27 protein-coding genes and 1 pseudogene are annotated in these 26,099 nt (G+C 46.6%); 14 read left to right on the top strand and 14 right to left on the bottom strand.

The genetic code is table 11. The features are described from left to right. Window positions 1–8: 8 nt before the first annotated feature. The gene (locus tag R7P36_RS05690; RefSeq protein WP_017821027.1) at window positions 9–1,157 is read right to left on the bottom strand and encodes an S-(hydroxymethyl)glutathione dehydrogenase/class III alcohol dehydrogenase; all 1,149 of its coding nucleotides are present in this window, start codon (window positions 1,155–1,157) and stop codon (window positions 9–11) included. A gap of 293 nt (window positions 1,158–1,450) precedes the next feature. Here R7P36_RS05690 and R7P36_RS05685 point away from each other — a divergent pair, with 293 nt between their 5' ends. Beyond that, window positions 1,451–2,257, top strand: coding sequence for an arylamine N-acetyltransferase family protein (locus R7P36_RS05685; RefSeq protein ID WP_017821026.1), 807 nt, complete (start codon window positions 1,451–1,453; stop codon window positions 2,255–2,257). An 80-nt stretch (window positions 2,258–2,337) separates the two neighbouring features. After that, the gene (locus R7P36_RS05680; protein ID WP_017633836.1) at window positions 2,338–3,210 is read left to right on the top strand and encodes a LysR family transcriptional regulator; all 873 of its coding nucleotides are present in this window, start codon (window positions 2,338–2,340) and stop codon (window positions 3,208–3,210) included. A 99-nt stretch (window positions 3,211–3,309) separates the two neighbouring features. Here R7P36_RS05680 and R7P36_RS05675 read toward each other — a convergent pair whose 3' ends face one another. Together R7P36_RS05675 and R7P36_RS05670 are read right to left on the bottom strand one after the other, a co-directional pair. Next, the gene (locus R7P36_RS05675; RefSeq protein WP_318122059.1) at window positions 3,310–4,083 is read right to left on the bottom strand and encodes a siderophore-interacting protein; all 774 of its coding nucleotides are present in this window, start codon (window positions 4,081–4,083) and stop codon (window positions 3,310–3,312) included. Window positions 4,084–4,262: 179 nt separating this feature from the next. Further along, a complete protein-coding gene (locus tag R7P36_RS05670) occupies window positions 4,263–4,847 on the bottom strand; it encodes a LysE family translocator (RefSeq protein WP_053303997.1) in 585 nt (194 codons plus the stop codon). Between the two features lie 114 nt (window positions 4,848–4,961). On the opposite strand from R7P36_RS05670, the gene R7P36_RS05665 reads away from it, so the two are divergent. Next, the gene (locus R7P36_RS05665) at window positions 4,962–5,402 is read left to right on the top strand and encodes an Lrp/AsnC family transcriptional regulator (protein WP_005482841.1); all 441 of its coding nucleotides are present in this window, start codon (window positions 4,962–4,964) and stop codon (window positions 5,400–5,402) included. A gap of 214 nt (window positions 5,403–5,616) precedes the next feature. Continuing rightward, the gene (locus R7P36_RS05660; protein WP_213900012.1) at window positions 5,617–6,795 is read left to right on the top strand and encodes a lytic polysaccharide monooxygenase; all 1,179 of its coding nucleotides are present in this window, start codon (window positions 5,617–5,619) and stop codon (window positions 6,793–6,795) included. A 116-nt stretch (window positions 6,796–6,911) separates the two neighbouring features. Here R7P36_RS05660 and R7P36_RS05655 read toward each other — a convergent pair whose 3' ends face one another. Genes R7P36_RS05655 through R7P36_RS05645 form a run of 3 tightly spaced genes read right to left on the bottom strand, consistent with a single transcriptional unit; the run spans window position 6,912 to window position 8,542 of the window. Next, the gene (locus R7P36_RS05655) at window positions 6,912–7,532 is read right to left on the bottom strand and encodes an HAD-IB family hydrolase (protein WP_033907205.1); all 621 of its coding nucleotides are present in this window, start codon (window positions 7,530–7,532) and stop codon (window positions 6,912–6,914) included. A 38-nt stretch (window positions 7,533–7,570) separates the two neighbouring features. After that, window positions 7,571–7,882 (bottom strand): cupin domain-containing protein, encoded by a 312-nt coding sequence (locus R7P36_RS05650; protein WP_005383281.1) that lies wholly within the window; start codon window positions 7,880–7,882, stop codon window positions 7,571–7,573. 9 nt (window positions 7,883–7,891) lie between these two features. Then, the gene (locus R7P36_RS05645; RefSeq protein WP_005374358.1) at window positions 7,892–8,542 is read right to left on the bottom strand and encodes a Qnr family pentapeptide repeat protein; all 651 of its coding nucleotides are present in this window, start codon (window positions 8,540–8,542) and stop codon (window positions 7,892–7,894) included. A gap of 494 nt (window positions 8,543–9,036) precedes the next feature. Here R7P36_RS05645 and ompW point away from each other — a divergent pair, with 494 nt between their 5' ends. From ompW to R7P36_RS05630, 3 genes are all read left to right on the top strand, one after another. After that, on the top strand, window positions 9,037–9,681 hold the full coding sequence (gene ompW, locus R7P36_RS05640) for an outer membrane protein OmpW (RefSeq protein ID WP_005391962.1): 645 nt from the start codon (window positions 9,037–9,039) through the stop codon (window positions 9,679–9,681). A gap of 214 nt (window positions 9,682–9,895) precedes the next feature. Next, window positions 9,896–10,921, top strand: coding sequence for an HlyD family secretion protein (locus tag R7P36_RS05635; protein ID WP_053303998.1), 1,026 nt, complete (start codon window positions 9,896–9,898; stop codon window positions 10,919–10,921). Then, a complete protein-coding gene (locus tag R7P36_RS05630; protein ID WP_213900013.1) occupies window positions 10,918–12,408 on the top strand; it encodes an MDR family MFS transporter in 1,491 nt (496 codons plus the stop codon). Before R7P36_RS05635 ends, R7P36_RS05630 begins: the two co-directional genes overlap by 4 nt. Window positions 12,409–12,504: 96 nt before the next feature. On the opposite strand, the gene R7P36_RS05625 is transcribed toward R7P36_RS05630, so the two are convergent. Further along, entirely contained in the window at window positions 12,505–12,750 is a 246-nt protein-coding gene (locus tag R7P36_RS05625; RefSeq protein WP_005460845.1) for a Rho-binding antiterminator, read from the bottom strand. A 180-nt stretch (window positions 12,751–12,930) separates the two neighbouring features. Here R7P36_RS05625 and R7P36_RS05620 point away from each other — a divergent pair, with 180 nt between their 5' ends. Beyond that, window positions 12,931–14,067 (top strand): MBL fold metallo-hydrolase, encoded by a 1,137-nt coding sequence (locus R7P36_RS05620; RefSeq protein ID WP_213900027.1) that lies wholly within the window; start codon window positions 12,931–12,933, stop codon window positions 14,065–14,067. A 77-nt stretch (window positions 14,068–14,144) separates the two neighbouring features. Here R7P36_RS05620 and R7P36_RS05615 read toward each other — a convergent pair whose 3' ends face one another. The 5 genes from R7P36_RS05615 to R7P36_RS05595 form a co-directional block, all read right to left on the bottom strand. Further along, a complete protein-coding gene (locus tag R7P36_RS05615; protein ID WP_213900014.1) occupies window positions 14,145–14,570 on the bottom strand; it encodes a VOC family protein in 426 nt (141 codons plus the stop codon). A 174-nt stretch (window positions 14,571–14,744) separates the two neighbouring features. Beyond that, on the bottom strand, window positions 14,745–15,230 hold the full coding sequence (locus tag R7P36_RS05610) for a VOC family protein (RefSeq protein ID WP_213900015.1): 486 nt from the start codon (window positions 15,228–15,230) through the stop codon (window positions 14,745–14,747). A gap of 139 nt (window positions 15,231–15,369) precedes the next feature. Next, complete coding sequence (locus R7P36_RS05605; protein ID WP_213900016.1) at window positions 15,370–15,726, bottom strand: DUF4144 domain-containing protein; 357 nt, start codon at window positions 15,724–15,726, stop codon at window positions 15,370–15,372. A 24-nt stretch (window positions 15,727–15,750) separates the two neighbouring features. After that, window positions 15,751–16,287 (bottom strand): DUF924 family protein, encoded by a 537-nt coding sequence (locus tag R7P36_RS05600; RefSeq protein ID WP_213900017.1) that lies wholly within the window; start codon window positions 16,285–16,287, stop codon window positions 15,751–15,753. Window positions 16,288–16,356: 69 nt separating this feature from the next. Next, window positions 16,357–18,204 carry a M3 family metallopeptidase gene (locus R7P36_RS05595; RefSeq protein ID WP_213900018.1) on the bottom strand — a complete coding sequence of 616 codons (1,848 nt, stop codon included), beginning with the start codon at window positions 18,202–18,204 and terminating at the stop codon, window positions 16,357–16,359. Window positions 18,205–18,480: 276 nt separating this feature from the next. Here R7P36_RS05595 and R7P36_RS05590 point away from each other — a divergent pair, with 276 nt between their 5' ends. Continuing rightward, a complete protein-coding gene (locus R7P36_RS05590) occupies window positions 18,481–18,843 on the top strand; it encodes a hypothetical protein (RefSeq protein WP_017634365.1) in 363 nt (120 codons plus the stop codon). A gap of 72 nt (window positions 18,844–18,915) precedes the next feature. Here the strand turns inward: R7P36_RS05590 and R7P36_RS05585 are convergent, their stop codons facing one another. Beyond that, complete coding sequence (locus tag R7P36_RS05585; RefSeq protein ID WP_005374332.1) at window positions 18,916–19,089, bottom strand: hypothetical protein; 174 nt, start codon at window positions 19,087–19,089, stop codon at window positions 18,916–18,918. Between the two features lie 234 nt (window positions 19,090–19,323). Here R7P36_RS05585 and R7P36_RS05580 point away from each other — a divergent pair, with 234 nt between their 5' ends. The 3 genes and pseudogenes from R7P36_RS05580 to R7P36_RS05570 all read left to right on the top strand — a co-directional run bounded on the left by R7P36_RS05580 (window position 19,324) and on the right by R7P36_RS05570 (window position 23,129). Further along, window positions 19,324–20,466 carry a sugar diacid recognition domain-containing protein gene (locus R7P36_RS05580; RefSeq protein ID WP_005374330.1) on the top strand — a complete coding sequence of 381 codons (1,143 nt, stop codon included), beginning with the start codon at window positions 19,324–19,326 and terminating at the stop codon, window positions 20,464–20,466. A 158-nt stretch (window positions 20,467–20,624) separates the two neighbouring features. Next, window positions 20,625–21,976: pseudogene (locus tag R7P36_RS05575) on the top strand (GntP family permease). Window positions 21,977–21,992: 16 nt separating this feature from the next. Then, a complete protein-coding gene (locus R7P36_RS05570; RefSeq protein ID WP_054576490.1) occupies window positions 21,993–23,129 on the top strand; it encodes a glycerate kinase in 1,137 nt (378 codons plus the stop codon). 95 nt (window positions 23,130–23,224) lie between these two features. Here R7P36_RS05570 and R7P36_RS05565 read toward each other — a convergent pair whose 3' ends face one another. Further along, complete coding sequence (locus tag R7P36_RS05565; protein WP_064369519.1) at window positions 23,225–24,661, bottom strand: PLP-dependent aminotransferase family protein; 1,437 nt, start codon at window positions 24,659–24,661, stop codon at window positions 23,225–23,227. A gap of 92 nt (window positions 24,662–24,753) precedes the next feature. Here R7P36_RS05565 and R7P36_RS05560 point away from each other — a divergent pair, with 92 nt between their 5' ends. Next, complete coding sequence (locus R7P36_RS05560; protein ID WP_213900019.1) at window positions 24,754–25,653, top strand: DMT family transporter; 900 nt, start codon at window positions 24,754–24,756, stop codon at window positions 25,651–25,653. A gap of 66 nt (window positions 25,654–25,719) precedes the next feature. Beyond that, a complete protein-coding gene (locus R7P36_RS05555) occupies window positions 25,720–26,007 on the top strand; it encodes a hypothetical protein (RefSeq protein ID WP_005374318.1) in 288 nt (95 codons plus the stop codon). The last annotated feature ends 92 nt before the right edge of the window (window positions 26,008–26,099 follow it).

The following is a 26,099-nucleotide window of genomic DNA, read 5'->3' as shown; positions in this document are numbered from 1 at the left end:
AGGCAGCATTATTGATCCATATGGATAACTGTTCGGATGCTCTTACCTTCATGCATCAGATCAAACGCTTTGTTGACGTCTGCTAATCCCATTGTGTGGGTAATGAACTCCTGTAAGCCGAATTCACCAGCCATGTAACGGTTTACGATTTCTGGAAGCTCAGAGCGACCTTTAACGCCACCGAAAGCGCTGCCACGCCATACACGACCAGTTACCAGTTGGAATGGACGAGTTGAGATCTCTTGACCTGCACCAGCAACACCAATGATGACTGACTCACCCCAACCTTTGTGACAGCACTCAAGTGCTTGGCGCATCACGTTTACGTTACCGATACATTCGAATGAGTAGTCAACACCACCGTCTGTCATTTCAACAATCACTTCTTGAATTGGCTTGTCGAATTTTTGTGGGTTGATGCAATCAGTTGCACCAAGTTGTTTCGCTAGGTCGAATTTGCTTTCGTTGATGTCTACACCGATGATGCGGCTGGCACCAGCCATGCGAGCACCGATGATTGCAGAAAGGCCGATACCGCCTAGACCAAAGATTGCCACTGTGTCGCCTTTTTCAACTTTAGCTGTGTTTAATACCGCACCCATACCAGTGGTTACGCCACAACCTAGAAGACAAACTTCTTCAAGTGGTGCTTCTTTGTTTACTTTAGCTAGTGAGATTTCTGGAAGAACCGTGTACTCAGAGAAAGTAGAACAACCCATGTAGTGGAAGATAGTTTCGCCGTTGATAGAGAATCGGCTTGTGCCATCTGGCATTAGGCCTTTACCTTGCGTTTCACGAACGGCCTGACATAGGTTCGTTTTGCCAGATTTACAGAACTTACACTCACCACATTCAGCAGTGTAAAGTGGGATAACGTGGTCGCCAACTTCAACGCTTGTTACGCCTTCGCCAACCATTTCAACGATGCCGCCACCTTCGTGACCAAGGATTGAAGGGAAGATACCTTCTGGATCGTCACCTGATAGTGTGAATGCGTCAGTGTGACAAACACCAGTTGCTACGATGCGTACTAGCACTTCGCCGGCTTTTGGAAGTTGTACATCAACTTCTTCCATTTTAAGCGGCTCACCTGCAGCCCAAGCGACCATTGCTTTTGATTTTATGTGAGTTTGACCAGGTTTGATTTCAAGCGACATTGGATGTTTCCTTTATATTTTCAGTATATGGAGTGACGTAATAAGCGTAGTTAAGGTTTGCTTACCGCGCTGCGTCGTTTTGTTGGTGCTCATTTTAGGTGTTTCAGTAAAAATGATAATCCGTCCATTTTGAAAATGATTTTTACATATGCGTAATAATGATAAGGTGAGCATGTAAAAAGAGTGCTATGCCTCCTTAAAGCGGAAGGGAAATGGAAAAGGTGATTGACCTGAAGTTAGATAGAGGGGCTAAAGTAGAAAACAGTCAAACCATCAGCTAAGTAAGAGTCATTATGAATAAGACGGATCTGAGTGCCTATTTAACCAAGCTAGGCTTGCCTAGTGAATTGCCCGCCGATTTGGAGTCATTGCACAGAGTTCACGTGGCGCAGCATCGTTGCCTGCCGTTTGAGAATTTTGACATCGCATTGCAGCGAGGCGTTTCTGTTGAGATTGAAGATATTATTCAAAAAACCGTGTACCACTCTCGCGGTGGTTACTGCTTTGAATTAAATGGTTTAATGCTTGATGTGCTCAACACTCTTGGGTTTGAAGCGCGAAGTTTGCTAGGGCGTGTACATGTGTCTGGTACACCAACAGGTCGTAGTCATCAAATCACGTTAGTGACGTTAGAGGAACAAACATGGATTGTCGATGTGGGTTTTGGCTCCAATACCCCTCGAGCGCCATTGCCATTTATCCTTGACCAAGTGATTCAGACGGATTTACAAACCTTCCGTTTTGTCAAAGATGCTCAGTTTGGTTATTTCCTCCAAGTGCTTTCAACCGATGGAACGGACGTGTGGAACAATCTATACAGCTTTGACCTAGAGTTCGTGTGTGCTGGTGACATTGCATGTAGCAACTTCTTTACCTCGACTTCGCCTAATTCGCGTTTTACTAGCGCAAGAGTCGCTGCTAGAGCGACAGAAAGTGGGTTGGTGACGCTGCTTAACTACACACTCAGATGCACCAATCATGAAGAGCTAACAGAAATAGAGCTAGAGCCAGGTCAAACCTACCTGGATGCGTTGAAAGAATATTTTGGCATTGAGCTTGATGCGCAATACGACGAACTTCGTCCGTTACCTGACGCGTAAAGTTTTCCAGTTTTCAAAGCGTAGCGCGACGAGAACAATGTAATCACTATTTGTCTAGAAGAGGTCGACAGGAATACAGCATGGCGAATTGGGAAGGAGTCAGCGAGTTTGTTGCCGTAGCGGAAACTAACAGCTTTACAGCTGCCGCGGCTAAACTGAAAACGTCAGTGGCACAAATCAGTCGCCGCGTATCGGCACTTGAAGAGCGTCTTGCGGTTAAGTTACTGCATCGCACGACGCGAAAAGTTTCTCTGTCTGAAGCTGGACAGCTTTATTATCAGCAGTGCAAACATTTGGTCGAAGGGCTAGAACTAGCTGAGCTTGCTGTAACGCAAATGCAGACCGAACCGCGAGGTTTGCTGCGTGTGACGGCGCCTGTGACCTATGGGGAAATGAACCTCGCACCGCTCTTGCATCAGTTTTTGGAGAAATACCCGCGTGTGGACCTCGATTTAGTTCTGACCAATCAAAAACTGGATTTGATAGAGCAAGGGGTAGACGTGGCGATTCGTCTTGGCCGCCTGCAAGATTCCAGCATGATCGCAAAGCGTCTTTCGTCGCGTCAAAATTACGTGTGTGCTAGCCCTATGTATTTGGAGCGATTTGGCGAGCCTCACACATTATCCGAACTGGCTCGACATCAGTGCCTAGTTGGTTCGGTCGATTATTGGCATTTTAAGGAAAATAAACGCGATAAGTCTTTGCGTGTGTCGGGGAGGATTAAATGCAATAGTGGTTTTGCGCTAATGGGCGCCGCCAAGCGTGGTTTGGGTTTAGTGCAGTTGCCGGACTATTACGTTCAAGAAGCTCTAGATAACGGTGAGCTAGTCGAGGTGCTGACCGATTACCGAGATGACCGTGAAGGCATTTGGGCACTGTATCCACAAAGCCGAAATTTATCGCCCAAAGTGAGGTTGTTGATCGACTTTTTAGCGCAGGAACTAGCGGATTAGAGTTTTCATGAACTTTAATACAACTGAAGTTGCTAAAAGGCCCGGTGATGCCGGGCGTTTTTATTAGGATGAGAGCTGGAATCGAAAAGACATGAATCACTATTGGTTGGATTCCGCGTCTTCACGTTTAATCACTTTGTGCCCATCTTCAGACACGCCTTTTTTCCAATAGCTGCTGATGTAGATATTCTCGCGATCGACTTCTTTCTCATTGCGGAAATATTGGCGCAGCGCGCGCATTGAATCGAACTCACACGCACACCATACCGAAGCGTTACCATCTAACCACTCGAGTTCGCGAACGCTATCAGCCAAGGCTTGCCCTTCGGTTAACCAAATCAACTCCATGCCTGCTGGCGCGTGTAGGGGTTGGATGTCGTCTGGAGACATCACGCTGATCACAGCGTAGCCTTTGGCCTCTTCTGGCAGCGTACGAATTTTCGCAGAAAGTGCTGGAAGTGCTGTCATATCGGCAGCCATGAAGAACCAATCCGCCTCAGTATTTAAGTTGGAGATGCTACCTGGCCCAACAATGCTGATCGTGTCGCCTTTTTGCGCGGCCATTGCCCAACGCGCTGCAAATCCGCATTGCAGATCTTGCGTTACGTGTCGGACGAAATCCACTTCGATTGAACTGGTTTCTGGATGAAAGCGTCGAATAGTGTAGGTGCGCATGATTGGTCGGTCGTATTCTGACAGGATGCTCAGATCCGAGCCACCCATATCGTTAAACAGTAATTTGATGTAACTGCCTTCGCAGTCACGAGAAAAGTGGCTCAGCGCTTCACCTTGCAAGGTAATGCGCTGCATGTTTGGAGTGATGGTTTCTGTGTCTGTGACAACAAGCGTTTTAGGTTGAGGCTTCTTTTTCATTGTTACTTTACTCGATAATTATTCTCTTTCTCATTTAAAGATTATCAAGTTCCCTAACAAGAGGGTAGCGTCTTTAAACAAATTTACACTGTGAATTAACGCCAAAGCCTCAAGAAAAATATTACCTTTATCCTTTCTCTAACCACGTAAAGTGAGTCGTTTTTTAACCATAAATGGACTTATATCATTGGAATCGTAGACAAAAGCAACAGCGCAGCCATGCTGTAGTTGAACCCCTTAACGCGTTTATCGGTGGTCAACCAACGCTGCAATTGCATACCTGCCGCCGTCCAAAATGTCACCGATGGCAAGTTGGCTAAACAGAAGATACCGGCGATAAAAGTCAGTTCGAGCCAAGAACCGCCACTGGTGTATACCGTAATGGCCGTCAACGCCATCGACCAACCTTTTGGGTTCACCCATTGGAATGCAACAGCCCCTAAAAAAGACATCGGGCGAAAATCGTGTTTTGCTTCGGTTTTGTCGCTGGTGGCGATTTTGTACGTCAAGTACAGCAAATAACTCAAGCTCAATACTTTTAAAATGGAGTGTGTAATTGGATATGCGTGGAACAGGCTCATCAAGCCAATGCCCACCAAAATTAGCATGGCACCAAAGCCAAAGGTAATGCCCAACATATGTGGGATAGTGCGTTTAAAGCCGACATTTGCCCCTGAGGTCATCAACATAATGTTATTGGGACCCGGCGTAAAAGTGGAGACAAAAGCGAACAACGCCAAAGCGCCCAGTTGATGATATTCCATAGATTGTTCCTTGAATCAGTTCTCGATAAGTTGAGAACAACTATAAGTAGAACTGAGGTCAATATTGTGCTTTTATTTGATGATTAGAAACTAAATAAGCAATGAAACATCATCATGGATAGATTTGACGAAAGAATATTGCAAGTGCTCAAACGAGACGGAAGAATCTCCAATGTGGAGCTGTCGGAACGCGTTGGTTTATCTCCGTCTGCAACCTTACGCCGAGTGCAAGATTTAGAGCGTAAAGGCGTGATCAAAGGCTACCGAGCAGTACTGGATAATCAGCAACTTGGCGTGGGTTTTGTCGCTTATGTGTCGATTGGTTTGGCCTCGCACTCTAAGCAGGCGCAGTTGGGTTTCGAAGAGCATGTGCGTTTTGTAAACGAGGTGGTGGAATGTCACAACATCACTGGTGCGAACGAGTATTTGCTGCGTGTGGAAACGCAAGATCTCGCCGCTTATAAAGCGTTTCACGCTGATGTGTTGGGTGAGTGCGAACACGTCAAGTCGATCACAACCATGGTGGTGATGGACACACCAAAAGACGAGCGCTAGCCAAACGAGAGTGACAGTTTTTGTGGCACATGAATTTGAAGTGACTCGAAAGAGTCAGTCGAGTATGAGAATGGTTCACAACAAATGCTGGAAAGCAGATGGCACTCTTACAATTTCCATATTTATTCTCACCTTCTAAATAATCCCATCCTGCTAGTTTTGCTTAAACCGCTTGTGTTTCAGAGCGGCGAGTCAGCAAAATTAAGGATGAACGATGAAATCACATGTAACACTTCCTCTTTTGAGCTTAAGCGCTGTTGCCGCATTGAGCTCATTTAACGTCAACGCCCACGGCTGGGTAGAATTTCCAAGCGCTCGTCAGAATACGTGTTATTTAGACGGTGGTTTTTGGACCAACGAGATCCCTAACCAAGCGTGTAAAGCGGCTTTTGAAGAATCTGGCGCGTATCCGTTTGTGCAACGCAGCGAAATCGCGGCGAACGTACCAAATTACCGAGATATGGAGCATGTGCAAGCCGTGGTTCGCGACGGTGAACTGTGTTCTGCCGGCGATGCGGCTAAGAAAGGCTTGAACATTCCTTCTCCAAACTGGCAGCGCACCAATGTTACGCCAGATGCAAACAACCAGATTGAATTGGTGTTTTACGGCAAAGCGCCGCACAACCCATCGTACTGGGAATTCTATCTCACCAAGCCAACTTATGATGATTCAAAGCCTCTTACTTGGAGTGATTTAGAGCTGATCGACACCGCAGGTGATGTGTATGTTGATGCGGAAAAACGCTACCGTATTCAGGTGACTTTCCCTGCTGATCGTTCCGGCGATGCGGTGCTTTATACTCGTTGGCAGCGCATTGATGTCGCTGGGGAAGGTTTCTACAACTGTAGTGACATTACGTTAAACGGAACGAGCACGACGCCACCGACTGACCCTGTTGATCCAACCGAACCGGGCAACAATCTGACATCTCTAGGCTACTTTGTTCAGCAAGGTTTTGGGCCAGTAGAAGCGGGTGACACCATTCGTTTCCGTACGTTTAATGCGACAGGCAATGAAATTGTCGATATTTCACTACCAATCAGTGCAAACAATACGGCGACTTGGGCGGCAGAAATTGCGGATCAATTTAATGCGCAGCAAACGGGTGATTGGTACGTGGGCATTTGGCATCAAGAGATGAACCACTACATGTTCGATAGTAACAACGTGAATGCGAATCAAGTATTAGCGCCAAGCGCAGACTTCAGTTATGCGTTGTCACTGATCAAAGCGGATGTACCGCCACCAGTTGAACCAACCAACTTGTGGGACAAGACGGCCGTTTACGACCAAGGTGATGTGGTGACGCACAACGGTAAAGAATGGACTGCCCAGTGGTGGACGTCTGGTGAGGAACCAGGCACAACGGGTCAATGGGGTGTATGGCGTTAAGCCATTTATTCGGGCCCTGATCAATAAAACCCTTCTCATGTGAGAAGGGTTTGTTTTTTCAGTCTAAAACGACTACTTTGGTCGAGTGGTTGTCTTGAAAATCAGAGCATATATCGTTATTCGCTTGCTCTCCACTCGCTCCAGTTGAGCATCGCGTAGTCTGCCAGTTTGAGCATCGGAATGTCTTCGTGTGTATCACCGTAGGCATAAACAGACGCAAACTCGTCGAGCGAAAACGCCGCCTTCACGCGCGAGACTTTTCTTTCTAAACTGCAATCACCTTGCTGGTAAAAGCCACTCAGCTTTGGCTGCTCTGAGATCAGTTCACTGCACAGCAAGTGGTAACCGTTCGCTTCACACCAAGGCTTGAGATATGCATTGAGTGATGCCGACACCACCACAATGGTATCGCCTCTGTGTTGATGCCACGCCAACCTTTCCATCGCTTCTGGCCGTAAGTACAGCGGGATCACTTCATGGGCAAACTGAGTGCCAATCGCTTCAATTTTCTGCGTTTCTTTCCCTGAAAATGCAATAAAACTGCTGAGAGGGCGCATAACACGAGCGGGTAACACTCCGAGTTTGTACAGCGCATAAAATGGCATGATAGCGACCTTTCCTACTCGTTTGCGCAGGCCATAAGCAGAATAGTGGAGGAAAAGGCTAAACATATCCTCTCGGGTGATGGTGCCATCAAAATCAAACAGTGCCAGTGACGGCTTAGTAGTATCGAGCAAACTCAGCGCCTATTTTTGGGTTTAAGATCGTTTTGTGTTTATTGATAAAACACCGCCAACCAGATGGTTTCTTGCGTTGGGTCAGTCCAGCTCACTTTGTGTTTGGTATGAGCTGGAATCGTAACGTGATCGCCTGCCTCAAGTCGTTGCACTACACCTGATTCAAAAGTCAGCTCTCCAGCTCCTTTAAGAACCAAGACCCATTCATGTTCTTCTTGATCGTACCAGCCACTTTCGGGCGAGGTTTGCCCCGTTGAGACAATGCGTTCTATACGCAGGTTTTTGTGGGTCAGCAGGTCTTCGAACACTTCCTCGTCGAGGTTATTCGGTAAGTCTTTAAACAGGTTCATGGCCTTTCCTTAGAGAATGATCAATCCAAAAGGCGCAAGCAATTGCTCTTGTTGCCAATCACAAATTTTAACACCAAACAGAGAAACGCGGCGAACATCCAGCCCGTCTAGTTCGACATGAGTCAGATCACATTGCTCAACGTTAAAGGTTCCCCATTGTTCTGGCGAGAATTCGCAGCGAGATAAATCCGAGCCTTTGAGAGTTGCCCCTGCGAGGTTCGCACCGTTCCAACGGTTTTCAAAGAGGTCACATTTTTCTAGTAACACTCGTTCGAAGTTACAGTAGGTGAGGTTGCAGCCAGTAATAAAAGCAGAACAGAAAAACATGGTGTTACTGACGCGATTAGCAAAGTTCGCACCTTGGAAGTTTGCCCCTTTGAGATCGCACTTACGCAGCTCCAAGCCCATACAATTTGCGCCGTTAAACAGGCTCATCGCCAACATACAGTTCGTAAAGCTGGCGTCTTTTAAGTTCGCGAAGCGAAAACTACACCCTTCTAGCGCTTTGGATTCGATAAAGCGACAGTCGATGAACTTAGCATCGCGCAGATCGGCATGGTCGAAACAGCACATATAAAAGTGGCAGTTTTTAAAGGTGGCATTCTGAAAATCGTGATGAGAAAAGTTTTCTCGTTCAAAAATGAGGTCGGTTTTTAACATGTCTTCTCCTTAGCTGCGAGCAGACTAGCACTCCAAGTGACTGATTTTCCATAAAAATAACTTCTTGTATTTCAGTGTTTTACAAACCCCTCAAATCGCGATTTTAAGGGGTCAAACGAGCTTTTTAAGTGGTTTTTTTTTGAAAATAGAAGAAGTAGAGGACGAAAAAAGTTTTTACTGGCTACGAGCCTTAACGAGAGGATTCGCATTTATGGGTATGCATGGCAACTCACACGCACAGTTTGCATTACAGAATTGTATCCTATTTGCATAATTTGTTGATCAATATGGCGTTTCTCCATACAAAAAACCTATATTTTTCACAAATTGATTTCCATCAAAATAGTAGGGTTTCTATGTGCTAGATTGCGCACAGCTCAAAAAGATATAGATACCCGTGTGCTTCAAGGCGCTGAGTTTACTTGAAATCTCAGATCAGTTAGCAGGCACCCCTTTGGGTACGACATAACGAAGCCCTACGAAAGGAAATAAAAATGAAAAAAACAATCTGCAGTCTAGCAGTGGTTGCTGCACTCGTGTCACCAAGTGTTTTCGCTCATAAACAAGGTGACTTCGTTCTTCGTGTTGGTGCGGCGTCTGTCGTTCCAAACGACAGCAGCGATAAGATTCTTGGTTCTCAAGAAGAATTGAAAGTGGATTCAAATACGCAGCTTGGTTTGACGTTTGGCTACATGTTTACAGACAACATCAGTTTAGAGCTTCTAGCAGCAACACCATTCAGCCACGATATTTCAACAGACTTGTTAGGTCTTGGTGATATCGCGGACACCAAACACCTTCCACCAACGCTTATGGTGCAGTACTACTTTGGCGAGCCACAAAGTAAGTTCCGTCCATACGTGGGTGCAGGTCTCAACTACACCATGTTCTTTGATGAGGGCTTCAATAGCACGGGTAAAGGCGCTGGTCTTTCAGATCTTAAGTTGGATGACTCATTCGGTCTAGCAGCGAATATTGGTGTGGACTACATGATCAACGATCAATGGTTCCTCAACGCTGCTGCGTGGTACGCAAACATTGAAACAGAAGCAACTTACAAAGCAGGTGGAGCGAAGCAAAAAACCGACGTCAAAATTAACCCTTGGGTATTTATGATCAGCGGCGGTTACAAGTTCTAAGAAAAACCAGTAGTTACACGCACATTACTATTATTGGCATGACTTTGGGGGCGGTTACGGGGACTGCCCCTCTTTTTTATCCTCGTTCTGATTGCACATCATTTACTCCACTTAGCAACATGCAAAATTGGATCTTTACCTTGCAGATCATTTTATTGTCGGAAGATCGAAAAGTCCTACACTGATCACATAATTGAACAAGTGGACAATATAAATGAGCGACGACATCGCAAAGCATTCTTCTTCCAGATCTAAGCTGGTAAAAACTCTTTTCTTTACTCTCTGTGTTATCGCATTTGGTGCGATGTATTGGTCTTGGCAGTATTCAGACAGTCACCCAAGCACGGAAGATGCCTACGTTAGGGCAAAAATTTTGTCGGTAGCGCCTCAGGTAAAAGGCCAAGTGGTTTCTGTGGATGTCAAAGACTTCCAATCTATTAACAAAGGTGACCTACTGCTGAAGATAGATTCACGCCCATATTTGTTGGCAGTGAAGCAAGCAAAAGCGGCATACCAATTGGCGGTCCAGCAACATGACGTTGCCGATAAGCAGGTAACTGAAGCTGTTGCGGGCTTAGATGCGGCGCGCTCTAACCTGACAGAAGCGCAAGTAGAGTACAAACGTACGGATTCCTTGGTGAAACGCAAACTGGCGTCGGACCAAGATTTAGATACGGCAAAAAACAAACTAGCCAATGCCCAAGCGAGCCTGGAGCAAGCGCGCGCGACGGTAGAAAAAGCCATTGCGAACCGTGGTGAAGAAGGCGCAGAGGCTGCGGTTGTTCAACAAGCGGCAGCACAGTTAGCGCAAGCAGAGCTGAACTTGAGCTACACCGACATTACGTCACCAGTGGATGGCATTGCCGGTGAGATCAATACGCACGTAGGCTCGGTCGTTAGCGTGGGTCAAACGTTGTTCCCTGTGATTTTAAAAGACAGCTATTGGGTACGCGCGAACTTTAAAGAAACAGATCTTACTCACATCAAACCTGGTATGCATGCGGATGTGGTGATTGATATGTACCCAGACGTGGTGTGGAAAGCAACGGTAGAACAGCTGTCGCCTGCGAGTGGTACATCGTTCTCCTTGATGCCACCAGAAAACGCAACGGGTAACTGGGTTAAAATCAAACAGCGTTTCCCTGTACGTTTGGCATTAGAAGTACCTGCCGATGCGCCGCAACTTCGCGTGGGTGCGAGCTCAGAAGTCACCATAGATTTGCAAAGTAGCGTGCAATGAGCCATCAAATTACGGCAGACAAACGGGGGATTGCCACCGTCGCCGTGATGCTTTCTGCCATCATGGTGTTAATCGATATGACCGTTGCGAACGTGTCGCTATCGCACATGATGGGCGCGTTGGGCGCAACGGCAGACCAAATTACTTGGGTGCTGACGGGTTACAGCATGGCGGAAGCGATCTTCATTCCGATGACCAGTTTCTGGGTGTCGCGCTTTGGTGAACGCAAAGTCATGCTGGTTGCCGTGGTCGGTTTTGTGATTGCCAGTGCGCTTTGTGGGCAAGCACAGTCTCTTGAAGAGATGGTGCTATTTCGCATTATCCAAGGCGCTTTCGGCGCGTCGGTGATTCCATTGGCGCAGTCGACGTTAGTGCAGATTTATCCGTATGAGCAAAAAGGCAAAGCGATGGCAATTTTCTCCATCGGCATTTTGCTTGGTCCTATTTTGGGCCCAGTTGTGGGTGGTGTGATCACCGACAACATTAACTGGCGCTGGATTTTTTACATCAACTTGCCATTCGGTTTGATCTGTACCTCTTTGATTTATCGCTATATCCACATCGACAACAAATCCAAACCTAACTTTGACTGGTGGATCATCGGTTACATGGCGTTAGGTGTGGGCGCGTTGCAGTTTGTGTTGGATAAAGGGAATGAAGAAGACTGGCTCGACTCACGCATGATTCAGACGGCGATATTGCTCGCAGTAATGGGATTGGTGATGTGGATCTATCGCAGTTGGAAAACCAAAAGTCCAATAGCGCCATTGTGGCTGCTGAAAGACCGAAACCTTATGGTCTCGTCATTGATGATTGCCGTGGTGTCGATGGCGATGTTTGGCCTGACGACTCAACAACCAATGCTGTTGGAAAGCTTGCTGGATTATCCGGTCTCAACCACTGGTTTATTAATGGCACCGCGTGGGTTGGCGTCAGCGGCGATGTTGATTTTGGTGATTAAGCTCAATCCGCAATTCGATCCCAGAATCAAAATAGTCTTTGGCTTGAGCTGCATCGGGATTGGTAGTTATTTGATGACGCAATACTCACTGCAGATCGATACATTTTGGATTGTGATGCCGAGTATAATTCAGGGCATGGGGCTTGGTTTAACCTTCTCGACTCTGTCCACCTTGGCGTATTTAACGATTCCGAAAGAGCAATCTGTCGCGGCGGCAAGTATTTACAATCTGTTCCGTACGATTGGTAGTTCGTTTGGTATCTCTATCGCCACCACGTTCCAATATCGTGATAGTCAGCAGCAATGGCATGCGCTGGGAGAGGGTATTAATCCATATAATCCTAACTTGCATGACTGGGCGGCCAATCAGGGACTTTCCATTACCGACCCGGTTGCGTTAGACCAATACCAACAGATGTTGCAGCAGCAATCGCAAATGGTCGCGTTTGTGCACACCTTCCAGCTTGTGGGAGTGATGTTCGTGATCATGATGCCGATGCTGGTTTTCATCCGGTCGCGTGAATAACAACAAGTTCAGGTGAACCGTGTAAGAGAACGCCTCTCAAGTTGTGTCAGCTTGAGAGGTGTTTTTTATTGGACGGTGTCAGTGAAAGAAGGACGTTTACTCAAACGTCACTTCATCAAAATGCGGATTGGCTTTGAGCGCGCGCATTGCGACTAATTGTTCAGTCGGGAAGGCGGTGTGCTCACCATCCATATCTAAAAACAAGCACTCTTGTCGCTGCATGTCGTAGCCTGTGTCGAACGCGTTGCCCTGATGAGTTTCACCATTTTTTAGTGTGATCTCGATAGGGAGCTTAAACATACAGGCGATTTCAATAAAATCGTATTGGCTGCAAGTCACCATAGTTTTCTCCTTTTAAACCGACGCAGTATTCAGAAGGTTTGAGAGCCGTATCCTTAAATAGAAGACGTTTGATTGAAACTGAATCTTCATCTTACACCTCATTTTGGTCACGAAATAGACATACACGCACGTTTTAATAAACCTACTGTTGAGCGTTCGCAAGCGAGACAAAACTACGATATGTCTGAGACGATACTTAAGCGCACATACCTAACGAGTGAACAAAAGACACAAAAGCCAAGTTCACTGATTCCGCCTCAAACCTACCATGCGCAGTTGGCGCACCGTGTTCACCACTCGCCTCAATTTGAAAACGGCCGCGTTAAAAACGAGATGCCAAATGTCCCTAGTCCGCAATCATTCTGGCAGGTGTGTTGGAGCTATCTTGGTGGTAGAACGCCATTGAGTCCTAACGAACATCTGCCACATTTCCCAATTCAACCTACGCAGTTTGCACAGCGAAGTGAATCGATGCGCGTTACTTGGCTGGGCCATTCCACCATGCTGGTGGAGGTCGATGGCATTCGAATTCTGACCGATCCGGTATTTGATTACGCTTCTCCGTTCGTCGCAAAAGCGTGGTTTGAACGCAATATTCCCAATACCTACGCCAGAGATTGTTTGCCGATTCCTGAAATTATCGTGATTTCGCACGATCATTACGACCATTTAGAAGCATCGACCATACGTTTCTACGCTGATAAATCCGTGACGTTTTATGTGCCCTTAGGGGTTGGCAAGCATCTGATAAAGTGGGGCGTTTGCGCAGACAACATCGTGGAATTCGATTGGTGGGATAGCGTGCACTATGCCGGAATCGAACTGATTTGTACGCCCGCTAACCATAATTCTGGTCGTACTTATTTCGATAAAAACTCGACCTTGTGGGCTTCTTGGGTCATCAAAGGTAAAGAAGAGACGCTCTATTTTAGTGGCGATTCAGCTTACGATTCGCACTTTTCCGAGATCGCACTGCGATGTGGACCAATCGACATTGCCTGTTTGGAAGTGGCTGCTGATGTGAAAGGCCAAGGTTATCCGGTCGAAAACTGGGGGCACATGCAGGCTCATCATACCGTGCAAGCGTTTCGCGATTTAAATGCGAAAAAACTGTTGCCAGTACATTGGGCTACATACGAACTGTTTACTCACCGCTGGGACGAACCGATTTTAGATTTGCTTACCCATTGTCAAAAAGAACATATAACGCTGCTGACGCCAATGCCGGGGGAGAGTTTTTACGTTCATCAAGAACATATAAATAAACAATGGTGGCGAGAAAAAGAAATAGGTGAGCCAGATATAATTTTGACTTAATAATATGTTCTTACTTCAATAATTATTTTAGAAGTTAACCTTGTTATTTTCAGAATATAACAAGGTTTTTTACTCGCTTACTCATCAATCACTTGAGGTTTTAACTCGACGACATTTCCTTCCGGATCATGTATATAGAGTGATCTACCGAACCCTTGTGCGCCATACCGCTTCGCAAACTCTTCGGTTTCAATGCCGCGCGCACGCAGATATTCCAGTAATTCATCCTCGGAAAAAGGCGCCAATTGCAGGCAAAAATGATCAATATTACGACCATTTTGAACTGGTGGCTTTCCGCCGAGTTGACCCAATTCGCTGTCTACCGTCACTACATCAATCAATGCGTTACCTGCCCTAAGTTGAGTTAAACCAAGTTCCGTTACTTGGCGCTCGACAGGGCAGCCCAAAATGTCTCGATAGAAATGCAACATAGCATCGAGGTTACAGGTCCTTAATACAACATGATCAAGCGCTTTGATGGCGATTGGATTTTTGGTGGGCATGCTTCACTCCTTTTTGCATTGTGTTGAGGTAAGTATAAAGTGACCTTAAAAGTGGTGAGAGAAATGATCAAATTCCAGACGTTTTTTTGCTAGAGCGAGTGCAGAAACACTGCAACTTAAAGCAAACAAAAAAGGCTAGCGTATTGCTAGCCTTTTGGAATATGGATGGGGCTATTACTCGTAATCAGAAGCGTAAGTTTCTTCGTAAGAGTGTGAGTAAAGCTCGAATAGGTTACCGAATGGGTCTTCTAGGTAAACCATTTTCGCAGGCTTATTATCGTCTTCTGGGTGGTAACGCATGATGTCCATGCGAACTTTGCCACCTAGTGCTTCGGTGCGTTTGATAGCACCTTCAAAATCGTCTGTCTGCAAACAGAAATGGAAGATACCGATGCGAGAAAAATCCACTTCATGGCGCTCTTGACGCTCTTTCATTTCGAATAATTCAAGGCCGATGCCATCACTTGTCACAAGGTGCGCAATGTTGAAGCCTTCAAAGCCTTCCCCAAAGACCGCAATACACATTCTGCCAATTGCCGTTTCGCGTTCTTCAATCACTTTCGTGTTGCCCATAACGACTTTTAGACCTAGCGCTTGCGTGTAAAACTCAACCGCTTTGTCCATATCTCCGACCATAATACCGACATGATTCATTTTCATTTGTTTGCTCCCAACATGTGTGTTTGAACGTTGTCTTGTTTCGATGTGGGAGAGTATATGGCGTGATATTGATTACATGAAATTATCATAAATTATAAAAATGATAATTTTATTTAATGATGTGCGTATTGGGATTGATTTAGTGAGCTAAGGCCTCAACAGCTTGCCTCACCGAGGTGAAATGAATCTTGATAATGCACCGTTGCGCGAGGCTGAATTCATGCGATTGGATTAATGACGTAACCTCTTCTACGGACAGCGTTCGTTCTTTTGGGTGTAAAAGAGTGGTGTTCGAACCATTGTTTTTCAATTCGAACGTGTTGCCATTGTTTTTCAATTCGAACGTGTTGCCATTTGAGTCAATAACGTAATCATCTTGCCCAAAAATGAGGGCTTCGCATTCAGAGTCTAAGTCGGACTGGGAATGCGTGTAGATCAGCTCATCGTCGCCGTCTAGTTTTAGCAAGCATGGCCAGCATACTGCGTGGTCTCTCATGGTTAACTCATTATTCATTGTTATTTAGAAACTTGACCCAGGTTGTTGCAAAAACGCTAACTCTTCGGGAGTGCTCTTTCTTCCCAGTATCGCATTGCGATGAGGATAGCGCCCAAACTGGTCGATGATGGCTTTGTGTTTTAGCTCAAAATCGTAGTTATTTTCAAGCCCTGATGCGCGAAACAATTTTTCAGCTTCGACATGAATGAGGCGAGATTCGCTATGCATAAACGGCATGTACAAAAAGCTTAGCTGCTCGGGCGCTAATTCTTTGTCGTGACCTAACCGAATTGCCTCTTGAGCCAATGCTAATGCGAGTGGGTCTTGTGCAAACGCTTTTGGGGTGTTGCGATACACATTACGTGAAAACTGGTCGAGGACGATGATTTCGGCCAATCGTCCTTGTGCGCTGTCACGCCAATTAAACAGTTCACAACGAGCCGCTTGTTCTAATACCGAGGCAAATCGCGATGTAATACGCTTGTCCAGTTCTGGGTTGTTTTCAAACCAATTTTGGGGCGATAGCTCCTCGAACCAAAATTTGATGACTTCTTGGTACATGGATCTTCCTTCCTATTGCATTAGCTAAAGAATAAAAAGCCAGAAGGCGAGCTCCTGGCTTTCTGCGTGTTATCGACCGTAAGTCTCTACGATGTAATGTTCAAAATCGTCACACATTTGTTCGTCAGAGATGGTGTTGCTTGCCAGCTCTTTACTGCCGTCGACGACTTTAATCGCGGCGTTCAGTGAAGCGACTGGTACTCGCTCTCGCGTCGCAAGTGAGTCGATTTTCTTCTGCTGCACTTCCCATGCCTGTTCTGGTGACAGGTTACACACGTCTGCAAGGTATTTGGCATTGAAGCCTTCGCCAGTCAGGCTGACAATGGTTTCGTTGTGCGACAAGTGATTGCCTGCGTGCCAGTAGTGTTTTGCCAGCAGTGGGCCAATTTCTGGGTTATCCGTCAGGTAACCAAACTTCTCAAGGAAGTATGCACGGGTCTGATACACCGCCATGTGCGCGAGTAGATAACCTTGATACGCACACGCCGCTTCGTCGGATAGCAAATGTGGAATCGCCATCAGTGGGCGAGGGCTGCATTCCAAACCAAGGATCTGTTTTTCACAATCGCGAGCTAGCTTAGTGATGCGCTCTGGCGTTAACTCGTCATCGCTCAGTTGATACAACGCGCGCTCAAAATATGGCACAACCAAGATGCTACGTTCTTCATAAGCTTTGAATGGCTGACGACTGTTGATCATCGCTTGAATAATCTCATCAGGAACCGGATTCCCTTCATCATCCAGTGCGTACTGTTTTAGCCAATCGGCATCGGTTAACAGGCTATCACAGAACATCGACTGAGTTTCTGCATAAGCCATTGACGTCGGCGAAAACTCCTGCGAGAAACAAGGCGCGTTCATTTTTACGTTCGCAAAGTGTGCTGCGTGGCCGCCTTCGTGGAACAGCGTGTTAATGCCATCGTAGCCACTGCCCACTTGGTCTGGTTTGGCATTACTGGTGAAGTTCACCTGCGCTGCGACCCATTCGCCTTGATTATAGAAAGAAGGAATAGGGCCGTGGCAGAACCCATTCGGGTACTTACCTTTGCGATCTAGTAAATCCAGCGTTAGCGTCGCACCAGAGTAATCAATATTTAGGCGACCAAATGATTCTACCCAGCGTCTCAGAGATTTTGAGAACGGCACGTATGGGTCAAGGTCACGCATAACGTCACCCGCGAATGAGTAAACAAAGTTGTAGCCTGCTAGTGCGCTTGCGCCTTTCTCTTTCGCCAAGTTTTCTAAGCTGTTTAGATGCGCATCTCGCGTGCGTTGTTCGAAATCTTCCAAAATCTCGAATAGCTGTTCAGAGCTCATCTTTTCCGTTTTTTGCACGGAGTAATCAAAGAAAGTCGCATAACCGAGTGAGCGAGCGAACTGGTTGCGCAGTTTGATCAGCTCTATAAAGCCGTTTTGCAGTAGCCATTGTTCAAGGTTCAGCAACGCTTGATGAGCCGATTGGCGAACTTCTTCATGATTGCTGGTGCGAATGGTTGAGCTTAATACGGGTAGTGAACCTTCTACTTGCTCGCCGTTCTCATCGGTAAATGTTTGTACGTGGTTCTGTTTTTTCTCGAAGAGCTCAGCTTCAAAGGCAATGAGCTGATTTTTCAACGCTTGTGCTTTTTCGCCCTCGATAGCGTGAGATTCAAACATCGCCAGCCAACCAGATAGACCCGTAATGGTTTGTTGTTTCTCTTGTGGGTCGGTAATTGAGTCCGCGGCTTCAAGTTGTTGTTTGATGGCAGTAATTTGCTCGGCGTTGCTTAAAAAGCTTGTCCATGCCGTTTGTGCTTGCGTCGAGCCATCATGGTCATCGCTGATCCCCATGTAAGTTTCCCAAAAGAAATCTTCTTTGGTGCGGTGAATCGCAAGGTAACGTTGATTGAGGTCGTTGAGGTAATCCGTTGCGGTCATTTTGATCCTTCAAATGGTTTCGTTATGTAGACAGTTGATTATTGCACGCTTGGTCGCGAGAAAGGAACGCTAATCTCATTTGTCGATTTTGCATCGCGTAAAGGTGATTTTACTATTTGTTTACATTTGGGTGAGTTAATAGGAGTTATGAGCTTGCAGTGTTAAGACTGGTATGGAGTTTACAGTTTATTAAGTAATTAATCTGCGGTGCGCTATCGATGATCCTTATCAGGTGTAATAAGATTTCCATATCGTGGCGATACAGTTGGAAACGATATGATAAATAAGACAAAAGTTACGTTATTGGCGGTAGGTACGATTTTAGTTGGATGTTCCACAGTCGCGCCACCAAGAAATGATGCGGTTGAAAGCATTCAACAAAAGTGTTCTGTGATTTTAAGCAATGATGTTGCGGGCGATCAGCGCTGGCAGACGTACAACGGCTTGCTTGTAGAATATGCCGTGCATGGCGTTAAGAGTCAGGCACAACTGGAACGTTTTGAAGCGTTTGTGCAGAGAGTGCAAGATGATGAGTCTGGACAGTTAGTTACAGAGTTGATTGAGGTCACCGACTGGGGATGCTCAAACGGCAATTATCTTGAAGAGATGAGCTTGTTTATTCAAGAAGTTCAAAAGTAAAAAAAACCGAGCGTTAAGTCGCTCGGCTTTTCTGTTTGTGGAACGCTTTTGTACGCTGGTTCGTCAGGACGTTTACTCCTCTGGATACTCGCCCATACCTTGCGTTTTACCTTCCGCTTTCCAATGCTCTCCAGGAGCAAATGCTTCATCGCATAAATCTACGGTGTAGCCCATTTCTGTGATTTCCTTCAAAGTGAGGTTATCAGCAATATTTGCAACTTCCCCTGATTTATTCCGTAACTCCATGTTGATCTCTCCTCTGTAGGTAGACGAGTGGCATCAATGCACAGTGAAGAATGCATTGGTAACCTTTGTTCTAAGTATATAACCCGCTGCTAAAAATGAAGGTTTAATCCACTTTTTAAATATGGGTAATTGGATAATGCTTTGAGCTGCTTCCGTTATTTAGAACCGCAGCATCGCGATAGTTTGCCATTTGTGATTTATTGAGTGATTAAACGGTCAATTTGGAAACTCGAAATGGTGATTCTCGACCACGCTTTAGCACAACAAATTGTTGATCGAACCATGTCCATCATTGGTCACAATGTGAATGTGATGAACTCGGCAGGCATCATCATTGGCAGTGGCGACCCTAAACGTGTTGGGCAAGTGCATGATGGCGCGGTACTGGCGCTGAATCATGGCGATTCGCTAGAGCTTAATGAGCAGCAATGTTTGACGTTGCAGGGTGTCAAACCCGGTATCAATATGCTGTTGAAATTGCATGGTGACGTGGTCGGTATTGTTGGTGTCACAGGCGAGCCGGAGAAAATCCGAGATTTTGCCAAACTGGTTAAAATGACCGCTGAATTGACAATCGAGCAAGCCGCGCTGGTGGAAAAATTTCAGTGGGACAGACGTCATCGCGAAGAGTTTATTCTGGCTTGGATCAATGGGAAATTGACCGATGAAGAGCTGAAAGATTGGGCGATGCGTCTTTCTATCGATGTTACTCAACCACGGGTGGCAACGGTGATTGAAGTCTCGACGCCGTCGGCCTCGAAAAGCATGAAGAGTGTGCGCAATATTGTTGAGCTGCTTGAATACCCAGAGCGTAACAACCTAGTTGCGATTGTCTCAGTGAATGAAATTGTGGTGTTGAAACCGTGTCATTCCGCCAAGCAGTGGGATAGCCAAGTTGAAAGTGAGCGCATTGATAAGTTGATGTCGCGTTTAAGCGATCACGATTCGCATACGTTTCACATTGCGCTAGGGCAGCTGTTTAATGAGCCTAAAGATGTCGCGTTGTCATACCAAAGTGCGAAGCAGGTATTAGCTATTGGCAAGCAGTTCTACCCAGAGAAACGTAAGTACCTGTTCGATGAACTTCGTTTGCCTGTTTTGTTAGCGCCGTTGGCGGATATTTGGCAAGGTGAACAAATTATTGATGGTGTGAAACGGTTGAAAGAGAAAGACAAATCTGGGCAATTACTGAAAACCCTAGATGCACTGTTTGAATGCAATGGCAATGTAACAGAATGCTCTAAAATGCTGTTTATTCACCGGAACACTCTGCGCTATCGGTTAGAGAAAATCACCGAGATAACAGGGCTACCAACCACCAATTTTGTGGGGTTAGCGGAGCTTTATATTGCGACTCGGCTCTCAAAAATGTCGTGATGTTGTGCATTTGCACAATACGCGTTATTTTTTGACCACATCATTTGTCACTCCGCCTAAAGGAATTCGAAAGCAAACGATTAATAATTCATGCGTCCCTACATGTTGAGTGAGCCAACACGGACTCGCTCAGCAAAATAAGAATAAATGGAGTTATCATGAACCTTATATTAATCCTGCTTGGGGTGATCGCATTTATTGTGCTCACGACCACCAAATTCAAATTACATCCTTTTTAGCGCTGATCATCGCGGCGTTCCTTGCGGCATTTGCTTACGGCTTACCGGCAGATAGCATTGCCAAAACCATTGCTTCTGGCTTTGGCGGCATCCTTGGTTACATTGGTTTGGTTATCGTTTTAGGTACCATCATCGGTGTTATTTTGGAAAAAAGTGGTGCGGCGATCACCATGGCCGATACGGTCATCAAAGTGTTGGGTGAGCGTTTCCCAACATTGACTATGAGCATCATAGGTTACATCGTTTCTGTTCCGGTATTTTGTGATTCAGGCTTTGTCATTCTGAACTCGCTCAAAGAATCACTCGCGAAGCGTTTAAAAACCTCAAGCGTTGCGATGAGTGTGGCGTTGGCAACTGGCTTATACGCAACGCACACGTTTGTGCCGCCAACTCCTGGCCCGATTGCCGCTGCGGGTAACTTAGGCCTGGAATCTAACCTTGGTTTAGTGATTGGTGTGGGTGTGTTTGTTGCAGCGGTTGCGGCGTTAGCGGGTATGTTGTGGGCGAACCGATTCCAACATGTTGAACCAGATGGCATTGAAGCCGTAGAAGAAATTCAGCAAGACTGGCAAGCACTCAAAGCGTCTTACGGCAAATTGCCAACGGCGAACCAAGCATTCGCTCCTATTTTTGTTCCTATCTTATTGATCTGTTTTGGCTCTATCGCGAAATTCCCAAGCCTACCGCTGGGCGAAGGTTTTGTGTTTGATGTTCTGACTTTCTTAGGACAGCCACTAACGGCATTAGTGATTGGCCTGTTCCTTTCTGTTCGCCTACTCAAATCAGACAACAAGATTGAAGAATTTGGCGAGCGAATCAGCCAAGGTATTACGGCTGCTGCGCCTATTCTTTTGATTACCGGTGCGGGTGGCGCATTTGGCGCGGTATTAAAAGCCACGCCGCTAGGTGAATACTTAGGTACAACGCTATCGGCGCTGGGTGTGGGTATTTTCATGCCATTTATCGTTGCGGCTGCGCTAAAGTCGGCGCAAGGATCATCAACGGTTGCATTGGTGACCACATCGGCTTTGGTTGCGCCTATGCTCACGCAATTGGGGCTCGATTCAGAAATGGGCCGCGTATTAACGGTGATGGCGATCGGTGCAGGTGCGATGACGGTTTCTCATGCAAACGACAGTTTCTTCTGGGTAGTTTCGCAGTTTAGTCGAATGTCGGTGGGCCTAGCGTACCGCGCGCAAACCATGGCTACGCTCGTTCAAGGTGTCACGGCAATGGCATTGGTGTACATTTTGAGCCTCGTTCTCTTATAAGTCTCTGGAAATACGTATGAAAGTGGTAATTGCACCTGATTCATTTAAAGAAAGCTTAACCGCCAAACAAGTGAGCGAGGCGATCAAAACAGGTCTTGCTCGCGTATGGCATGATGCTGAGTTTGTTACGGTTCCGGTCGCAGACGGTGGCGAAGGCACGGTTCAATCTTTGATAGATGCAACTCAAGGCGAACAAGTCTTCACAACGGTGACCGCGCCATTAGGGAATGATGTTGAAGCGTTTTATGGCATCCTCGGCGACGGCGAAACCGCGGTTATTGAAATGGCGGAGGCCAGTGGTCTGCACCTTGTGCCGAGTGATGCTCGCGACCCAAAACTGACCAGCAGCATTGGTACTGGACAGCTGATCAAACACGCGCTAGATAGAGGTATTCAACGCTTAATCATTGGTTTGGGCGGCAGCGCTACCAATGATGGTGGCGTGGGCATGTTGACCGCGTTGGGGGTGGCGTTTCTTGATGAATCTGGTCATGCAATTACCCCAAATGGAGGCGGGTTAGCGGCGCTTGCGTCCATCGATATTTCTGGTCTTGACCCTCGTTTAGCAACTTGCGAAATGTTGGTAGCGTGCGATGTTGATAACCCACTCTGTGGTGACAAAGGCGCGTCGGCTATCTTTGGCCCGCAAAAGGGAGCGACCGTATCAGACGTTACTCTGCTCGATAACGCATTGCGCAAGTTTGGCGAGTTGACGGAACAAGCGACGGGTAAGCATGTACTGACTCGTGAAGGGGCGGGTGCTGCTGGTGGTATGGGCGCGGCCTTGCTCGGGTACACGCCAGCACGTTTGCAACCGGGAATTGAGATTGTGCTTGAAACGGTCAAACTTGCTCAGCATGTTGCGGATGCGGATATCGTATTTACAGGCGAGGGTCGAATCGATCATCAAACCGCACATGGCAAAACGCCGATGGGCGTTGCTCAGGTGGCTAAGCAGTGTAATTTACCAGTCATTGCATTAGCAGGCTGTGTGGGCGACAACTATCAGGCGGTTTATGAGTGCGGCATTGATGCGGTGTTTGCTTGTGTACCAAGGGCGATGAGCTTACCTGAGGCCATGAAAGAGGCCGACGTCAACGTTGCTAATTTAGCCGAAAACGTCGCGAGAATGTGGCAAATTAAGTCGCACTGAAGGCGATGACGATATGAAAAACTCCACCTTTGCGTGGAGTTTTTTGTTGTTACCTGTTTACGTGTGTCGGCATAAGTTCATTTAGTAAGAGCGAGTTAACAGGCATGCTTTGCTATCAATTTTGCCAGTGTTTGCATCGCGTGACTCCAATCGGTTTCATGACCAAAGTTTGCCACGCTGAGGCGCACGCAATGTCGATATTGCCCTTGAGTGCCAAATACGGTGCCGGGAAGTAGGCTGATTCTGTGCTTATTGCATGCTTGATACAACGCATAGCTGTCCGTGTCTTCGGGCAGTCGCAACCAAAGTAAGAACGAGCCTTGTACGGCGTTGATCTGGTATCGATTTTTTAGAGGTTCGTATTCATCCAAGTATTGATGAAGCATCTGGATAAATCGTCGCATGTTGTTTTGATAAACCCGACCCATTCGCGCAGTATGCGTTCGATACTTGCCTGACGTTAGAAACGTTGCCACGGCGGATTGCATCAGGTTCAAACTGCCCATGTTCTCACACAGTAGATATTGTTCAATTTGGTCTCGATATCGCCCCGCCAACATCCAACCAATTCTCAAACGCGAATCGAGCGTTTTGGATAACGAATTCACGTAAATTACGCGTTGCTTGTCATCGAGCAATCTCAAGCTTGGCAACGGCTTATCATAACTTAACCCGCCAAACACATCGTCTTCGATAATAGGAATATTGCCGGACGCCAATAGTAATTGTTGACGCTTTTCTAGCGGCATCATGGCACCAGTTGGATTGGTGAAGTTTGGCGTTACGATGATCGCTTTTATGTCCCATGTCGCCATTGCTTTTGCTAAGGCTTCGGGGCACATACCGTCGCGTGGGCAACTCGGAATTTCCACCACTTTGAGGCCGAGTGATTCTAGCATCAATAAGTTGCCAAAATAGCAAGGGGACTCCACCGCGACGATATCGCCTTTTTGTGTCGTTGCGCGCAGCGCTAGGCTAATGGCTTGTTGCGCGCCGTGCGTTACCATGATCTCATCCAACTTGGCTGGCGTGCCCAAATCTTGTGTGATTTTCGCCAGTTGTTTGATTAAGAGGTGATCACCGGGTGGTAATTGGTAATGGCTCGGTACATGCGTTTGCTGGCGGCTGTGGCGGCCGATCTCGGCGTACAAGCTTTTGATCGCGGGGGAGTCAATGTTTGGGTGGGCAGAACCGGTAGGCAAACGCTCTTGGTATTCAGGATAAGTAAGGATTTCTTTGCAGATCGAGAGCAAATCCACGCGAGTCGGATCCGGAATTGAGCGAGAGGTCGGCAAGGCGACTTTAACTCGATAACCCGATTTGGGAACCGAGTAAACCAAGTTTTGTGCTTCCAGCTCTTGATACGCACGAATCACGGTATTTTTACTGACGTTTAATTCTTGGCTCAACGAGCGAATGGAGGGCAGTCGATCATCCGCCTGATAAACGCCACCATTGATGGCTTGTTTGAGGTGTTTTTCCACCACGAGGTACTTATTCCCTTCACCGCTTCCCAATAAATCTGTACCCATAAAAACACTTCCATCTGTCACTTTTTGAAAACACTGTACCTAATTACATTAGCAGTATCTCAAAACATAAAACAAGCGTGAGTGAGGCGATCATGTTAATCCGAGCCATCCCTTTTGTATTTGTCATCCTTTGGGCTTCTGGATTCGTTGGTGCGCGTTTTGGTTTGCAATATGCCGAGCCAGCGACACTACTTTCTATCCGTATGGCATTCAATGTCTTATTGTTTTTGGTTCTTGTGGCGGTATTGCGTAGAAGGTTGCCGACAGGAAAAGATTTTTGGCACAGCTGTGTAGTTGGTGCGTTGATCCACGGTTTCTATCTGGGCGGTACTTATTTCGCTATCGCCTTGGGTATGCCTGCTGGGTTGAGTTCGTTGCTGGTGGGTATTCAACCGATTTTAACCGCGGCTTTGCTGGTGGCGTTTGTTCGTGAGGAATTTAAACCCTCGCAATGGTTGGGTTTGGCTCTTGGTTTTGTCGGTATCGCTATGGTGTTGATGGGCAAAATGGAGTGGCAATCCGAGCAGCATAAAGTGTTGGCCATTGGTTTGTGTTTGTTGGCTTTGGTTGGTATCACGCTAGGGACGCTTTATCAGAAAAAACATTGCCAACAAGTGGATATGGTGGGTGGTGCGACGGTGCAATATTTGGCCGCTCTCGTCATGTTTCTGCCCGTTGCGATGCAGTTTGAAACCATGCAAGTGCAGTGGGAACTGGAGTTTATTTTGACTGTGTTGTGGTTGGTCGTCGTGCTCTCTTGTGTAGCTATTCTACTGCTGTTGTACATGGTTAAGAACGGTGCTGCATCGAGCGTAGCTTCTGTATTCTACCTGGTGCCGCCAACGACGGCGATTCAGGCTTGGCTCGCGTTTGGAGAGTCATTTGATTGGATGGGGATTTCTGGTTTCGTACTGGCAGCTACGGCGATGTATTTGGTGGTTAAAAAGCCGGATCTGACGATAAAGAAATCGATTCAAACAGAATATACCTAAATTGGGTAGGGACATTTTCGTACCAGTGGGTACAATCTGCTTCATCTTAATCCGTGGAGCAGAATGATGAAGGTAAAGCCAGATCGAATGACCGCCATGCGTAGCATCATCGAGCAAGTAAAAGCGGAACTACCAATTTATGAACCAGAAACGTTTGTATGTGGACCAGAAGGGCAGTGCATTGGCTGTCCGAAGAAATTGTTGGAAATGGTCGATTCAGAAGTCACTTATTGGGAGTCAGCCATGGAGCGCGGCATTGTTCCGCAGTTCGATGAGATTCGTCGTTTTGGCAAAATGTGCACGAATGTTCGTCGTGGTCTGGTGCGAAATAATGTGCCTTTACTCAGTAACTAGAGAGTAAAAAACCGTCTAATATCTGACACATAGCGTCGTTTTGTTACACTGCTCTTTGGCTGCTGTTCTCAAGTTTGAGTGGTGTTTGTCTC

The sequence above is a fragment of the Vibrio sp. 397 genome (genome assembly GCF_033339395.1).
Taxonomy (GTDB): Bacteria; Pseudomonadota; Gammaproteobacteria; order Enterobacterales; family Vibrionaceae; genus Vibrio; species Vibrio alginolyticus.
The sequence above is the reverse complement of the archived record's forward strand: the minus strand, read 5'-3'. Positions and strand labels throughout refer to the sequence as shown.